The organism is Campylobacter concisus, assembly GCF_003049705.1.
GTDB lineage: Bacteria > Campylobacterota > Campylobacteria > Campylobacterales > Campylobacteraceae > Campylobacter_A > Campylobacter_A concisus_AR.
In genome coordinates, this window is sequence record NZ_PIRF01000007.1 from 1 (window position 1) to 16,272 (window position 16,272).

Annotated in this window: 11 protein-coding genes; all 11 read right to left on the reverse strand. The window is 33.6% G+C overall.

Translation table 11 applies throughout. The features are described 5' to 3' along the window. A partial coding sequence (locus tag CVT05_RS07645) for a hypothetical protein (RefSeq protein WP_199906746.1) occupies nucleotides 1-3,035 on the reverse strand: 3,035 nt, incomplete at its 3' end. A gap of 24 nt (nucleotides 3,036-3,059) precedes the next feature. Further along, nucleotides 3,060-6,605 carry an Mbeg1-like protein gene (locus CVT05_RS07650; RefSeq protein ID WP_107698372.1) on the reverse strand — a complete coding sequence of 1,182 codons (3,546 nt, stop codon included), beginning with the start codon at nucleotides 6,603-6,605 and terminating at the stop codon, nucleotides 3,060-3,062. Beyond that, nucleotides 6,606-7,229, reverse strand: coding sequence for a tRNA 2-selenouridine synthase (locus tag CVT05_RS07655; protein ID WP_107698373.1), 624 nt, complete (start codon nucleotides 7,227-7,229; stop codon nucleotides 6,606-6,608). It lies immediately after the preceding gene. Between the two features lie 106 nt (nucleotides 7,230-7,335). Further along, nucleotides 7,336-7,473 carry a diadenosine tetraphosphate hydrolase gene (locus CVT05_RS07660; protein WP_085657902.1) on the reverse strand — a complete coding sequence of 46 codons (138 nt, stop codon included), beginning with the start codon at nucleotides 7,471-7,473 and terminating at the stop codon, nucleotides 7,336-7,338. Further along, the gene (locus tag CVT05_RS07665; RefSeq protein ID WP_234400582.1) at nucleotides 7,474-8,199 is read right to left on the reverse strand and encodes a tRNA 2-selenouridine synthase; all 726 of its coding nucleotides are present in this window, start codon (nucleotides 8,197-8,199) and stop codon (nucleotides 7,474-7,476) included. Between the two features lie 27 nt (nucleotides 8,200-8,226). Then, nucleotides 8,227-8,454: a hypothetical protein gene (locus CVT05_RS07670; protein WP_021090435.1), complete on the reverse strand. Its 228-nt coding sequence runs from the start codon at nucleotides 8,452-8,454 to the stop codon at nucleotides 8,227-8,229. A gap of 16 nt (nucleotides 8,455-8,470) precedes the next feature. Continuing rightward, nucleotides 8,471-9,853, reverse strand: coding sequence for an efflux transporter outer membrane subunit (locus CVT05_RS07675; RefSeq protein WP_107698374.1), 1,383 nt, complete (start codon nucleotides 9,851-9,853; stop codon nucleotides 8,471-8,473). Next, nucleotides 9,843-12,968, reverse strand: a complete 3,126-nt coding sequence (locus CVT05_RS07680; protein ID WP_107698375.1) for an efflux RND transporter permease subunit — start codon at nucleotides 12,966-12,968, stop codon at nucleotides 9,843-9,845. The genes CVT05_RS07675 and CVT05_RS07680 overlap by 11 nt, the downstream gene beginning before the upstream one ends. 10 nt (nucleotides 12,969-12,978) lie before the next feature. Further along, complete coding sequence (locus tag CVT05_RS07685) at nucleotides 12,979-14,139, reverse strand: efflux RND transporter periplasmic adaptor subunit (RefSeq protein ID WP_107698376.1); 1,161 nt, start codon at nucleotides 14,137-14,139, stop codon at nucleotides 12,979-12,981. Between the two features lie 108 nt (nucleotides 14,140-14,247). Next, nucleotides 14,248-14,874, reverse strand: a complete 627-nt coding sequence (locus CVT05_RS07690) for a TetR/AcrR family transcriptional regulator (protein WP_107698377.1) — start codon at nucleotides 14,872-14,874, stop codon at nucleotides 14,248-14,250. Nucleotides 14,875-14,904: 30 nt separating this feature from the next. Next, nucleotides 14,905-16,230, reverse strand: coding sequence for a cytochrome c oxidase accessory protein CcoG (gene ccoG, locus CVT05_RS07695; protein WP_107698378.1), 1,326 nt, complete (start codon nucleotides 16,228-16,230; stop codon nucleotides 14,905-14,907). Nucleotides 16,231-16,272 lie beyond the last annotated feature (42 nt).

Genomic DNA, 16,272 nt, shown 5'->3' on the forward strand with positions numbered 1-16,272 from the left:
ACAGCATAAGTTTCATCAAATTTATTTGTGAAATACTTATGAAGTATTAGTTCATAAGATCTTTTTTGGTGTTCGTAAGATGAGCTATAGGCACTATCTACTAAAAATTTAAGTCCAGCTCTTGTTATATTAGATACTGTTGCCTTTCCAGCATTTTTTACAAATTCTGTACCTATTCTTAATGTTATAAGTTTTTTTGTGATATCTTTATAGTCTTTTGCTAATTTTTCTTGATGTTTTAGTTGATCTCTACCTTTTGCTTTTGCCTTTCGATCAAAATATGAAAAAAGGTAATCATTGCTTATTAGCTTTTGCATCCTAAAAAATTCACGCCTACTTAGAAGGTTAAAATTTTTTTTATCACTTGCACTAATTAACTTAAAAATAGGCTTTTCTTTTATTAGCGTAGCCAATCTAAGCTCTCCACCTGTTGCCATAAATATACCTTTGGCAACATTAAGAGGAGTAGCGTCTTTGCCTACATAAAACATTGTCCTTATGACGCTTTTCCATACAGTCTCACCGCATTTATCTATAAAAAAACCATAAAATGGAAATATATCGGATAATATATCGTTCATTATAGACTTTAATGAAAAATCTATCATATCCTTATACTCATCGTCATTTATCTGCTTTATATATTTTTTAAATTTCTCATCCTCTATACTACTCGTATCTATATTATTAGGATTACTAAGTTTCTTTTCAAGTTCTTTATATTCTTCGTCACTTAAAGAATTTTCTTTTTTGAATTTACTTGCAAATTCCTCATCGCTCATATCATATATGTCTAGAGTTGTTGGTTCTTCAAGTATCTTTTTTAACTCACTATATGTATCATCATCTAATATATGATCGTCATCAGCCACATGACTTTTTTCTATTGAGTCCACTATCTCCTCTATGCAGATGGCATCCTTTTGTCCTGCTTTCGCCTCTTTTTCTTTTTTAAAGAAATATATGGGTATTTTTGTTTCATCTTCTTTTAGATAATAGGTGTTTTTGGATAAAACTAGAAATGTTTCGCCATATAAATTTATGGCCTCACTCCCAAGATAAGACTCTGGTTTGATTAAGGAATTATCAAATATTTGTCTTAATATAAAATATCCCATCACTAATAAGAATACTTTTGTGGCTGGATAATAGTATTCTGTTTCTATTATAAATGCGCCATTAGACTCCTCTGACAATAATTGCATCATGCCTCTATCATCGATTGGTATTGAAGTTGGCTTACCTAAAGCATAAATAATACGATCTTGTTCCGTATTTGAATTCAAATTTAAAAAGAAGATTTTGAATTCCTCTATGTTTGCCTCTAAAAATTCTTCTTCTCTTTTAATTATCTCTTCCATGTCTTTGGCATTTTTAAAGTACTTATCTATATGACTTAAATAGGTATTGGCTTGCGTAAATTTAATGAAACATTCCGAGCCATTAAAAATTTCTTTGCCCATTGGTTTGTTAAATATAAAATTGTCTGAAATATAACTTTCAAATTTCTTGATTTTCTCTCTGCTAACCCTTGTAAATGGGCTTAGACTTAATAAATATAGGTCTTCATCATTTTGAGCATCTACTTGTATGGAGTACTGACTATAGTCTTTCGTGGCTTTTAGCTGCTTAGGGTCAGTCACTTTCTTGTTATCCACCCTATTTAGACTGTCCATTATCTTATAGTTTAATACGTTTTGCAAAAGGTGCTCATTTAGTTTTGCATTTTCTCTCATAGGGGCATTTGAAATAATGAGATAGTTTTTAGAGGTACCGCTACTGTTATTTGTATTGTGAGTATCGTCCTTTGTAGTTAAGGATTTATCCCTTAAAAGATTCGCAAATTTTAAAGAATTGAAAAATGGATACTGCATATAGACAAAATTTGCTCTATTTGCGATCACACACTCTTCTATCCTCTTAAGTAGACTCTCTTCAGCATTATCCTTATCATTTTTACATATTGATATATTATTTTTTTTATCTATATTTTCATATTTGCTTATCTTTGCTTCAAATAGGCTTTTTTCATCACCCTCTAATGAAAAATTAGAGCAAATTCCAATATACTCATCGTAATTACTTTTCGTCTTAGTGGCTGTTATATCAAACCCTGAAAAATCTATAAATGCCCCACTATTTTGATCATCATTTGTAAAAACCAGAATATTGTTAAACGATACTGTATTTAATAACCCTAATGTAAAACCAAACTTAGTAGCTAGTAAGCTCATAACCGGACTAGAAAAGGCATAAAATCCTCTTTTTTGAAGAAATTCACCTATATTTTTAGTGGCAGAAAGTGCATCTGGCACGGCAAGCAGTAGTGTTAGTGGCTTAAATGTAGCCCTTAAATCAGTTATATCAATAAGACTAAAAAAGAATTTAACTATCTCTTTTGCCATATAAATCTTGCCATCCTCTGAAGCCTTTTTAAGGTTCTCTTTGATTTCCTCAAAACCGTCTTTGATTGCTTCTATACTCTCTTCTTCTTTATCAAAATTTTCATGATTTAATATTATGGTTGCTTTTTTTATTAGCTCATCCCTTAGCCTATCCGATAAGGAGTTAATGTTTCGATCTATTTTTTTATAGTTGCTAACTAGTTCACTAGATGCTTCTTCAAAATTTTTAACCATATTGCCTTGTTCTCTAAAAATATTTGCAAGATTTACTAGTTCTTTAGTAAACTCTTCAATGATATCCTTTTCTTGACTAAGCACCTCCAATTTCATACTACTGTTTGCGACTTTTATTTCATCGGTTCTTTCAAAACCACGCTCATTCTTAAATAAACTAAACTTATCAAAATATTTATAAGTCTTTATGCTAACATTTTTGCCCGCCTTTTTTTGATCATATAGCCTTGTAAATATCTTATTATATAAGGCATCTCCGTTTAATATATTTGTATTATAAAAATGGTTTAAATCACGGCAATAAAAGGTTATATTTTTATATCCTTCTCCATTTACGCCGACCTCAAAAAGTAGTTCTTCTATGCTTCTAATAATTTTTGTATTATCTAATCTCAAGAACGATCCCTCTCTTTAAATTTATCAACTAACAAGCATTACAAAGCTAGTTGTGTTTATATCATTTGTATAGCCACTATCTAGCCCTTTAGCTATCTCAAGCTCTATGCTTTTAGCTCCAGTTGGAGACATAAAAACATAAGTGTAAGTATGTCTATTCTTTTCTATATTAGAACTATTAAATTCATCTAAACTGGCAAAAAAGCCTACCCCACTTTCCGGGCTATTTGCCTTTTTGTAGTTCTCTTTATCAAGAGAGCTAAAATTCTTTGGAACTACAAATATCAAATTCAGCTTATCCACTCCATATCTTAGTTTAAATTCTTTGATGTCATAACGCTTATCATCATAATTATCCGCTAAAAGAGCCTTTAAATTCTTATCCTCTACGTCTCTTCCCTCGTCTAAATTGAGTTTGATCTTGCTGAAGCCATTTTTATCTTCAAATTTTTTATCAAATAGATAATAGGTAGTTACCAAAAGATTATCTATTTGAGAGGCAAAAGCTTTTATATGAAGTCTAATCAATGGCTTGTTTAAATTTGGATTTTGTACGGCAAGGTTATTATTCTCAAACATAGGATTACCTAAACTATGCTCTAGTTTTAGTTTATTCTCTTTTTTTATACACCTTAGCGAAGAGCCAGTGTTGCTTAGGCAGTTTGGCACTAGATCCTGCATTACAGCGTAGTGATCATTCATGCTTTTTAGACTAAGTGCCGATCTTGGCACATAAGCTACTATGACGCATGGGATCCTAGCTGAGCAGCCTACTATCGGCGAGTTTATAAAATCAACATCAAGTATCACGCCTTGATCGTCTGATCTTATGCTCCTACCTGCCCTACTTTTTAAGATCACATGACCGCCATGTGGGCAAATGATAGTGTCATCCTCTATGATAGGGCATGAAGTCGCAGTAGATGAAATTTCTTTAGATTGATTATCTTTTTGTAAATTTTGCCTTTGATTTAAATTTGAAAGAGCCTCTTTAGTCTTTTTGCTCATTGGTTTTAGATCGATATTTAGACTCTTATTTAATAGTGAATAATTTAATATATTTGCTTGAGAATTTCTATAAGCAACATTTAGCCTTCCTATATCTTTATCCTCATCTCTTGGCTGATGAGTAAAATTTAGAGGTATATTCTCATCACTGTTATATTTTTCGTCTTTAAAATAAAGTGGATAATCCTCCTCTTCATTGGCTTTAGATAAAAGAGCAGAGTTTAGATATATTCTTTGATTCATATTTTTGCTATCTAGCTTAAATATCTCCTTTAATACCTCAACATCGACTATACTTTTATCTACTGCACTTACACTAAGGGTATCGTTGTTTTTATAAAAGATACTTCCTACGCTCTCATTCATAAGAGCTTTTATATCATCGGTTGCTACTTTATTGTTGTAAGCCACATCGTCGTTATTTTGAGCAGATTTATTATTAGCTATTACTATGGCTTCATCGCTAGAGCTTATGTCCTTAGAGTCTATGCTAGCTAAAAAATTTTCATTTTCTTTTAGCTTTGCTAGATCCGCATATTTTAGATTTATTATGCTCTTTAGCATATCTATTCTATCTTTTACGAAGATGCTAGCCTCCGCTATATCCACTCTATTATCTCGTAGTATCGTTATATTTTTATAGATGTTTTTACTATAAGAGAAATATTTACCAAGCTCATTTACATCTATCTTTTTTTCAAATACAAATAAATTCAAAGCACAAATAGCCACTAGCATATCTATATCACCAGCTCTAGCATCACTTACTATCTTTGTCGCATCTAGTTTATCTAGATCATCTATATCTAGTATCTTTACTAGATGTGCTTCTTTGTTGCTATTTTTATCTATGTTGCTGCCTAAATTTTCTATTATATACCCGACCATATCTTGCTTAAAATTTTCATCACTAAATTTGCCATATTCATAAAAGAGATTTAAATAAGCATAAAAAATATATAAAGGCGTATCTAGCATAGAAGCATCGCTTATATCATCTATATTTACATCCAAATTTAACTTCGATCTTATGCATTTTAGTTTAAATTTAAGCGACTGGATATATTCATTTAGATAATCAAGTGCTTCAGCTATATCTTTGCCTTCTATTTTTGCTTCATTTTCTTTGTTTTCTAAAAGATAGCACAACATATATAAAACCAAAACGCTCTCTTTTAAAAAGTGAGATCTAATTAATATATTCACCAAGTGTCTATTCTCGGTATTTTCATACTTTACTTCGCCAGTTGTATCTATGCCTAGCTTATAGCCTAGATCAGATATGACCGAAAAGGTAGGTTCTATCAAAACAGCTACATCTTTCGAAAAGCTATCTTCATCTCTATTGATACTTTGTTTAACGCTCTCTACGTGATGTATCTCTATGTCTATATCTTTTTCTTTGCTAGCTTTATTTATATTAGAGCTCACCTTTTTATCTGCAAGAGTCTTTTGAGCTTGTTTATTATTTTTAACTACATCTACGTATTCATCTACACTGCTCTTATCATCTTTAAAGCCAAACATACCTTTTATCTTGTTAAAAACTGAGCCTACCATCTTTCCTATAAAGCCATCTTTGTCTATGACTCTTGCTATCCATCTTGCACCTTTTGCTATGGCTTTAGCCACAAAGCTAAGAAGCCTTAAGCTCCAAGTAAAAGCTGAAGCTAATATACCACCATAAATTCCTGGAGCGTTATAAGTATAAAGTTCTTTTACTCCGCTATCTTTAAAGGTTACTGCATATATTTGAGCTAGATGACCTCCTAATGAGTGACCTGATAGGATGATATCTTTGGCAGTGTTATCTAAACCACTTAAGTTTTGACTATGAGAATTTATTGCTTCTTGCATAGAAGACTGAAGTGATTTTAAGGCAGATATTTGCATAAGCGCTCTTGATGTGATAGCCATAAAGGCATCATCTAAGAGATCGTTTATTTTCATCTCTGTTCCTCTAAAGCCTATGATATAGTTTGACTTAAGCGTGTCATAAAATATAGTTGAGCTAAAACCTGACTTTTGATTAGGTATGTGCTTTACTAGCTCATAGCGATTGACAAATAGTTTTGTGCGAGGAGAGAGGGATTCAGGGGCGTAGAAAATTTTAGGATTAGCTTTATTACCATTTTTATCAGTTGGAGTTGTAATAAATCTTTTAACATTATTTTCTAATTTTTTTGGTTTTTCATTTTCTTCACCATTGGGATCTCTTACAAATTTATCTGCCATAAATCTAGCTTCAATACAAAGAGCATAAGCAGTAGGCTCACCAAATTTTTTACCGTTGTTCTTTGCTTTCTCAGAAAGCTCCTCTATTGTGTCTCCCTTGGTAATATCATCCGCATATCTCCAAATAGGCTTTTTCTTTTCATCTTCTCTATAAGAATTTACAATGTTTTCAGGGACATTATCTTTACCAAATTTATCATAAAGCTCATCAAGTCCATTTCTTTCATTCTCAAATACATTATGAAGCATTGCATAACTTGCATCAGCTATATCAATATAGTCCTTAAAGCAATTTATTAGCTCTTTATTTGATTTTTTAGTTTGCACTTACTTGTCCTTGTTTGCTTTTATGAATTTGTTGTTTATTAGAATGAATTTGTTTCCACCTGGTATAAAAATTCTCTCTTCATCTTTAAATCTAATTCCCATTCCCTCATCACCAAATAGTCCATATTTAGTTTTATAGTATGTATAAGACATTGATAATTCAATAGGTACTATTTGATTATTATCTTCATAGAAGCCTACTAATATTGGTCTATTTGGTGACTTTTTATAGTTATCATTGCCCATAAGCTCTTTTATTTTACTTATATACTTTTCAGGGATTTCTGCTTTTTTACCAGTATCTCTTTCATAATCTAGCCAACTAGTATAATATTTTTTACCATTTGAGAGGGTTTGAGGGAATTTTTGATCCATGATTTCTAGGTCAGATCTTTTAAAATTTCTTTTATTATTTTTAAAGAAATCATCCATATAATCGCTTCTTTCTTTTTCTCTTCTCTCTATCTCTTTCTCAAATTTCTCATCATATATATATACTCCACCATATTGTTTGGCTAAGTTTTCTAGTTCAGAGTTACTTATCTTTTTATTTGCTTGATTAGCTGAGCAAGCTATTAAAAATATACTTGTTAGAAGTAAGAGTGTTATAGCTAGAAATTTCATTGGTTATCCTTTTATGTTTGAAATTTTAGTTTGGATATTTTATTGTTATTGTATTTATAATATTATTAATTTATTATGTGCTGTTTGGGGTTTATTAAAATTTACTTCATTTATCATAAAGCTCATCAAGTCCATTTCTTTCATTCTCAAATACATTATGAAGCATTGCATAACTTGCATCAGCTATATCAATATAGTCCTTAAAGCAATTTATTAGCTCTTTATTTGATTTTTTAGTTTGCACTTACTTGTCCTTGTTTGCTTTTATGAATTTGTTGTTTGTTAGAATGAATTTGTTTCCACCGCTTATATTTACATATCTATTTTGTTTAAAGCTAAATCCTCTTCCTTCGTCACCAAATAGTCCATAGTCTGTTTTTACAATATAGTAATCAACTGTCATATCTATTACTTCAATATTGCCTTCTTGATCTATACAAAAATAACCTAGATCAAAACCTGGTTTATATTTGTTGTAATTATCTATACCTATAAAATTTATAACCTTTTCTTTATATTCTGCTGGAATCTTTATCTTCTTTTTGGTTTGGTTTTCATAATCTGTTGAATTTTCATAATATCTTTTACTATTTGAGAGGGTTTGATCCATTTTTGGATTATCGTAAAACTCTGTTTTTAAAATTTCTCTCATTTTTTGATTTCTTTCATTTTTATTAGGTATTGTCTTTATTCTCTCTAAAATTTCTTTTCTTTTATTATCTCTTATTTGTTCTTGTCTCTCTATCTCATCAACAAATTTTTGATTAAATATATATACTCCACCATATTGTTTGGCTAAGTTTTCTAGTTCAGAGTTACTTATCTTTTTATTTGCTTGATTAGCTGAGCAAGCTATTAAAAATATACTTGTTAGAAGTAGTAATATAAATGCGGTAAATTTCATAAATAAATTTTTAAAATAAATAATCAAAAATCTAAGAATTTTACATAATGAAGTCAAGGAGTTCATCTAAGGATTTTGTCCTTAGATGAAAGATTAAGATTTTTTGATCGCTCTAATAGGAATAACAAATATTGCTGCGATCACATAAAAGGCAATACAAAAAACAGCCGCCATCATAAATATCTCGCCGATATCATAAAAGCTTGACTCAAGCCTAAATGTATCAACGTAATTTATTGCAAACCATAATGCTACGCCAAGAGCGATAGCAAAAACGAAAAAACCCCAAGAAAACAAGAAATTTAATATCTTAGTTCCCAATTTCTCTCCTTTTTAATTATTTTTCCAACTTAAAGCCGCCACCAAAAGCTCTATAAACTTCGACTACACTATCAACCTCATCAAGCTTTGCCGAGACATCTTGTAATTTTGCTTGAAGCAAATTTCTCTCCGCATCAAGAAGCTCTAAATGTCCAATGTAGCCAGCATCATATTGCTCTTTAGCAAGCGAGTAAATTCTTTGTTGGGATTTTAGCAAATTTTTCACTTGTTCCAAAGAAATTTTTGCATTTTGCCTTGAAATAAGCGCATCTCTTACTTCACCAAGAGCCGATTTTACCGCTGCTTCATAATTAACAGCGGCAATTTGTTCATTTGTTTTAGCCACTGCTACATTATTTTTTGTCCTACCAAAATCAAAAATTTTCTGTGCTAAAGAGCCGCCTATGCTCCATGTATTGGCATTTCCAACAAAGATATTTTCAAAATCAATACTTGAAAAGCCAAAAAGCCCAGTAAGTGAAATCGTAGGAAAATACTCGGCCTTTGCCGCACCGACAAGTGCATTTGTAGATTTTAGATCAGCCAGTGCCTTTGCCACATCGCTTCTTCTTAGCAAAATTTCAGAGCTAATGCCAGCACTTATCTCTGGAGAAGCTGGTAAATTTTGTGAGCTAGCAATAGCTCCACCTAAAATTTCATTATTACTTTTACCAGTCAAGATGGCTAGTGAAGTGATAGCTTTTGACTTTGCATTTAATATAGAAGTAAGATTGGTCTTAGCGCTTTCTACTGCTGCCTTACTTTGCAAATAAGTCATCTCATTTATGCTTCCAAGATCAAGCTGTGTTTTGCGAAGCACTAGCGTGTCTTCATAGGTTTTTAAAGTCTCTCTTAGCACAGCTTCTTGCATATTTAATGAAACTAACGCAAAGTAGCTTTTTGCAACACTTGAGCTGATACTTAGCCTCGCGCTATCGTAGTCAAATTTGGTTGCATTTAGGCTTTCTTCAGCTGCTGCTACATTATTTCTTACTCTACCCCAAAGGTCTATCTCGTAGTTTAGCCCTAAATTTATATCTGATTTTCTATAACGAGTTTGTGGTTGCTTAGTATATGTTTCGCCACTACTTTTTGCTTTTTCGTAGCCTATATTTAAATTTATACCAGGAAGCAAATCTGCCTCAGCTACGCCAAGGCTTGCTTTTGCTTTCTCTAAATTTAAATAAGCAACACGTAAATTTGTATTTTTATCGAGTGCATTTTCTACTAGAGAATTTAAATTTTCATCTTTAAATTCTCTCCACCAAAGATCTCTTATATCACTTGTCTCATAAGTGTAAGTAGATGTGAAATTTGTATCTACATTTGGCATATCTGGACGAAATGAGCAACCAGCTAAAAACGCCGCCATTATAAGTATAAACGCCTTATTTTTCATCTTTTTTTGCTCCCTTTTTCCAGTATTTTTCATTTAAATTTTCAAGCAAATAATAAAACATTGGCACGAAAAATATAGCTATCGTCGTAGAAGCGATCATACCACCAACCACGCCAGTTCCTAGTGAGTGGCGAGAAGCTGCACCAGCACCTGCGCTTATAACCATAGGAAATACGCCAAGTGTAAATGCGATTGAAGTCATTACTATAGGTCTAAAACGAAGTTTTGCCGCATTTATCGCTGAGTCAAAGATACTCTTACCACTATCACGCTCTTGCATAGCAAATTCTACGATCAAAATGGCGTTTTTAGCCGCTAGACCGATAAGCAACAAGAGTCCGATCTCAAAGTAGATGTCGTTTGTTAGGCCTCTTATCCAAACAGCTAGCAACGAGCCAAATACCGCAAATGGCACGGCTGTGATAACCGCAAGCGGAATGAGCCATCTTTCGTACTGAGCTGCAAGGATCAAAAAGACAAAAATCATACCAAAGATAAAAGCAACCGTGCCTGTTCCTTGAGAATTTACCTCTTGATACGCCGTTCCCGCCCAGCTTATAGCGTAGTCCTCGCTACTTAGCGTGTCATTTACGACCTCTTGGATCGCTCTGATCGCATCACCTGATGTATAGCCAGGTTTTGGATCGCCCATGATCTTAGCTGATGGAAAGAGGTTAAATCTATCAACGATATCAGGTCCAATCGTTCTTGTAAGTGTTGCTACTGAATTTAGTGGCACCATGCCGCCATCGTTTGAGCGGACGAAAATTTTTCTTAGATCTTCAGGATTATTTCTAAAACTTTCCTCAGCTCTTGCATATACTCGGTAAGATTTACCAGCAAGATTGAAGTCATTTATGTAGTAAGAGCCAAAAGTAGCCGCTATTGTGCTAAAAATTTCGCTCTCACTTACGCCAAATAATTTAGCTTTTTCTTTATCAACTGTTATCTTAAACTGACGATAATTTGTCTCAAGCGTAGTTCTGACATTTGTTAGTTCAGGCCTTGCATTGGCTATTGCTGATACTTTTCTAGCATCTGCTTCTATCTCGTTGTAACTCTTACCGCTTTTATTTTGTAGATACATCTCAAAGCCACCAGTCATTGATAGACCCATAATAGGCGGTAAATTTACAACGAATGTCATTGAGTTTTTTGAGCTCCAAAGCATACCGTTAAACTGGCCAGCTAATGTATCAGCTCCATTGTTAGCGCCTTTTCTCTCACTCCAATCTTTTAGCTTTATAAAGCTAACGGCTGAATTTTCCCTAAGCGAGCTAGCTAGTATGTCATAACCTGCAAAAGCCATAGTGAACTCAACATTTGGATTGCTTAAAATGGCGTTGCTAATTGAGACTACTTCTTCTTTTGTCTTTAGCATATTTGTTGAAGGTGGAAGTGAGGTGATAACCATTAAAGCACCCTTGTCTTCTGAAGGCACAAGTCCTTTTGGCACAGCATCAAATAGCTTATAAGTGGCAAATCCTAAAATACCAATTACAATAAAGCTAATAATAATGTGCCTTAAAATTTTAGCCACTCCGGCCGTAAAGAGTCTGGTGCTAAAGTCAAAGAAGTCGTTAAATTTCTGAACTATCCAAAATGGCTTGCTCTCTTGTTTCTTAAGCATAACCGCACAAAGTGCTGGCGTAAGAGTAAGAGCGACAAAGCCTGAGATACAAACAGAAACAACAAGTGTCAACGCAAATTGCTTTTGTATAACGCCAACAAAACCCTCCATGAAAGAGACTGGTACGAAAACCGCACAAAGTACGAGCACGATAGAGATAACTGGAGTTTGTACCTCCTCCATCGCCTTAAAAGTCGCGTCTTTTACGCTGATCTCTTTATCTTCATGTAAAATTCTCTCGACATTTTCTATGACGATAATAGCGTCATCTACGACGATACCGATGGCTAGGATCAGGGCAAAAAGCGTGATCAAATTTATACTAAAGCCCATCACATAAAGTCCACCAAATGTACCTATTATAGAGACTGGTACAGCAAGCATCGGAATGATAGTCGCCTGAAAACTTTTTAAGAAAAAGTACATTACGATTAAGACAAGTATCATCGCTTCAATGAAAGTTTTTATAACCTCATCAATTGAAACATCTATAAATTCTGTTGGATTGTAAGCTATGGTGTGCTCTAGGCCAACAGGATAAGTTTTCTTTAGCTCGTTAAGCTTTTCTTTTACAGCATTTGCGGTAGCAAGAGCATTCGCATCGTTTTGTAAAAATAGCAAAAGAGGAATAGCCGGTTTGCCGTTTAACATCGCATCGTTAGCATAGCTAGCTGCTCCAAGCTCTATGGTAGCTACATCTTTTAGCTTCAACACTGATCCATCGGAACTTTTAATTATTATATCGCCAAACTGGGCTGCATTTTTAAGACGTCCATCGGTACGAACAGAATAGACATAAGGATTACCACCATCCGATGGCTGTTCGCCTATCTTGCCAGCAGCGTATTGTGAGTTTTGAATTTTTACTTGAGAAATGACGTCGCTTGGAGTTAGTTTAAAATGAGCTAGTCTATCTGGCTTTAGCCAAATTCTCATAGAATACTCTTTAGTACCTATCAATACTGTATCACCGATACCACTAACCCTTTTTATCTCATCAGCAATATTTAAATTTACATAGTTATATAGCTCTATCAAATCCATATTTGGATTTGTAAAGCCAACTACTTGAAGGATCGAGCCACTTCTTTCACGCACCGTTACACCCATGCTTTGCACTTCTTGAGGCAATCTTGAAAGAGCTGCTTGTACGCGGTTATTTACATCGATCGTAGCTTGTTTTGACGATGAGCCGATCTTAAAATATACACTTATATTCATCGTACCAGCAGAGCTTGAGGTGCTTTGCATATATAGCATATTTTCAACGCCGTTTATCTGATCTTCGATCGCACTTGCGACTGAGTCGGCGATAGTCTGTGCATCAGCACCGCTATATGTCGCACTTACAGAGACAGTAGGTGGAGTAAGACTTGGATACTCCTCTATAGGAAGCCCCTTGATACCCATAAGACCTGCTATAACTATGATGATAGATATAACAGTTGCAAATATCGGGCGGTTTATGAAAAATCTTGAAAACATCTATCTGCCTTTACTTGCTACTTGTAGCATTTACATCTTTGCCGTTTATAAATTCCGCACTTAGGTCTTTATCAGTTTCAACTGGTGCACCAACTCCGATTTTAATGAAGTTATTAACGATTATCTTATCGCCATCTTCAAGACCTTCAGTTATTGCTACCATATTTTTTGTTTGATATCCTGTTTTTACATTTTTTTGACTTACTTTGCCATCTTTTACGACTAAAACATAAGAGTTTGTAGCGCTTTGTTGAAGGGCAACTTGTGGGATGTTAAAGGCATTTTTTTGAACAAAGCCGCTCATCTTTATATGACCAAACGCGCCTGGTAAAATTTTACCCTCGCTGTTATCAAAGCTAGCCTTTGCCAAAACGCTGCCAGTTGCGGTATTTACAACACTATCTATAAAATTTACTTTACCATTAAAATTTTCGCCATTGACACTTAACACAGCGTCACTATTTAGCTGTTGCCACGAGCCGTTATCCAAATTTGTCTTTCTAGTTAGATTATCCACATCAGCGATATAAAATTCTGCTTCAATAGGATTTATTTTTGTAAGTCTTACAAGCTTTGTTTGGTTTGCTATGACAAGCGAGCCAACATCTACTTGATTATCACCCACTACACCGTCAAATGGCGCTGTAATAGTCGTGTATCCTAGATCGATTTTTGCATTTTTTAAATTTGCTTTTGCGCTTACTAAATTCGCATTTGCAATGTCATAAGCTGCAACGGCTGCGTCGTAGTCTTTTTGAGATACTGCATTTTTCTTATAAAGGGTAGAAATTCTTTTAAACTCGGTCTCGGCATTTTTTAAATTTGCATTTGCTACGCCAACAGAAGCATCAAGTGAGTCAAAGCTAGCTTGATATTTTTCTGGATCTATCAAAAATAACTTATCGCCCGCTTTTACTTTACTTCCTGGTTTGAAAAACTGCTTTATGATAGTTCCGCCAACTTTTGGATAGATAATAACATCTTGACTACTTGCAACCGTTGCGGTGTAATCGAAACTGATAGGTATGTCTGTTTTTTGTGCGGTAAAAATATCCACATGAGATAGTGGCATCTGGCGACCTGTTGCTGCTTTATTCTCTTTATTTTCAAAACAACCACTTAGAAATAAAACTGCAACCGAAAGCACAAGAGCACTCTTAAAATTTGCCATAAAAACCTCTCTTAATTTTAAATTTTAATATCATATTTAGTTTTTATAATAATTGTTACAAAAATTTAAAGTTCTCGATTCTATTAGAAAACAAATAAAAAGTCAATTTTATTTTTTACTAACTCCATTCAAAAACAACTCAACACACAAGCCAATATGCTTTTTACGCTCTCTTTCACTAAGCTTTGGTTCTTCATTTATCAAAAGCGAATCATAGTAATAAGCTCCTATAACGCTTTGTATAAAGTACTTTGCAGCAAATTTGGCTGAAAATTTTGAATCAAGTTTGGCTTTTACCTCATCTCTTTCAAAGAAATTTATAAGCACAAGATCGATCTTTTTTAAAATTTGATCCAAAAACGTCTTACCAAGCTTGCCACCATTTTTAGAACCCTCACTCATCATTATTTTGCCAAGAGAGATGTGCCTTTTGCTACAAACGATAGAAAATATTATAGTTGCAAATTTGGTTAAAAACTCCTCCAAGCTGTGAGAAATTTTAAGATCTATCTTCTCATCGATCTCTTTTATAAGGCTATCTATCTCTTGCTCGATGATCGCCTCAAAAAGCCCCTCTTTGTTCTCAAAAAATGTATAAATGCTAGAAAGCGATCCGCCACTTATCGCTACTATGTCACTTAAACTTGTCTTTTCGTATCCTTTTTCTAAAAATAGCTCAAGTGCTGTTTTTACGATAAGTTTGTATCTTTTTTTACCCTTTTCTGAGATCGCCATATTGCTTCCTATTAAATTTTTGCCATTTTATCATCTTTTAGGATAGATAAAAGTACTTTGCCTTTGCACGCTGATAGCTGGCTCGTCAGTGGCATAGGCTTTTATATTTATATGTTTTAAAAGATCTTTATCGCTTAAATTTTCATTTTTTGATTTTAATGTGACGATTACTCGCTGTTTTGCGCCAGCTTTTAATATAAATGGCTTATTTGGACGAGAAATTTCTATATTCTTATCATCTACTTCAAAGTAAAAGGCATGCTCTTTATTTTGTGTATTTTGCACCAAAAATACGTAAGAATTTTCGACTTCATTTTTGTCTAAAATTTTATAAAGCTCACTTGTTCTATTTATGTTTAAAAGCATACTTTCTTTTTTGCCACTCATCAATACCCCAGCTGTTAAGACAATGCCCAAAATGACGAGATAAGCAACCGTTCTAAAGCGTAAAATTTTGACTCTTTTTTGCTCTTTTATAGAGTTTATACTTCTCCACTCAATAAGCGAGCTTTCATCAAAATGCTTCATCACTTTAGCACAAGCATCGCTACACTCTAGACAATTTATACATTCAAGCTGCATACCTTTTCTTATATCAATGTGCGTTGGGCATATCCTCACGCATGCCTCGCAGCCAGTACATAGCGCACCCTCTTCTTTTGGCTTTTTAAATTTCTCTTGTCCATTATAGATTATGCCACCTCTTTTTTGGTTGTAAATAACTTGGATAGTGTCGTTATCAAACATCACTGATTGCACCCTAGCGTAAGGACAGACATAGATACAAAAATTTTCTTTTAAAATGATGACATCATAAACTAACCAAATAGCTATAACAAGCCAAAATGCAAGCAAAACTCCATGTTCGCTTGGCTCTTTTAAATAAGCAAAAAAATCAAGCGGTGGTACAAAATACCATAAAAAATTTGCCGAAATAACAAGAGCTAAAACACACCAAATCCCTACTGCTAAAGCACGCTTTAAAATTTGTCCTTTTGGCTCATTTTGTTTATTTTGGATATTTTTCCTGATCTTTAAGATTTTAGTTTGCAAAAGGTCACGAAATATCGTTCTAAAAATAGTTTGCGGACAGCTCCAGCCGCACCAAACGCGCCCTGCAAGTGTCGTTAAGAAAAATATACTTAAGAACAAAATAATAAACAAAAATGGCAACAAGTAAAGCTCTTGCATATCAAATTTTGTAAAAAATAGATCAACTCTACTTTTGTCAAAACTTAGCAAAAATAGCTGCGCGTCATTTATCCTGATAAATGGCAAAACAAAGACAAATAGCGTGATACAGGCAAAAAAAATGTAACGCCTCTTGGCGTAGCTAAGATGAAAATCCTTTGACATAATAAGCCTTTTTTGAAATTTTATGATTATAAAGCTTATGGC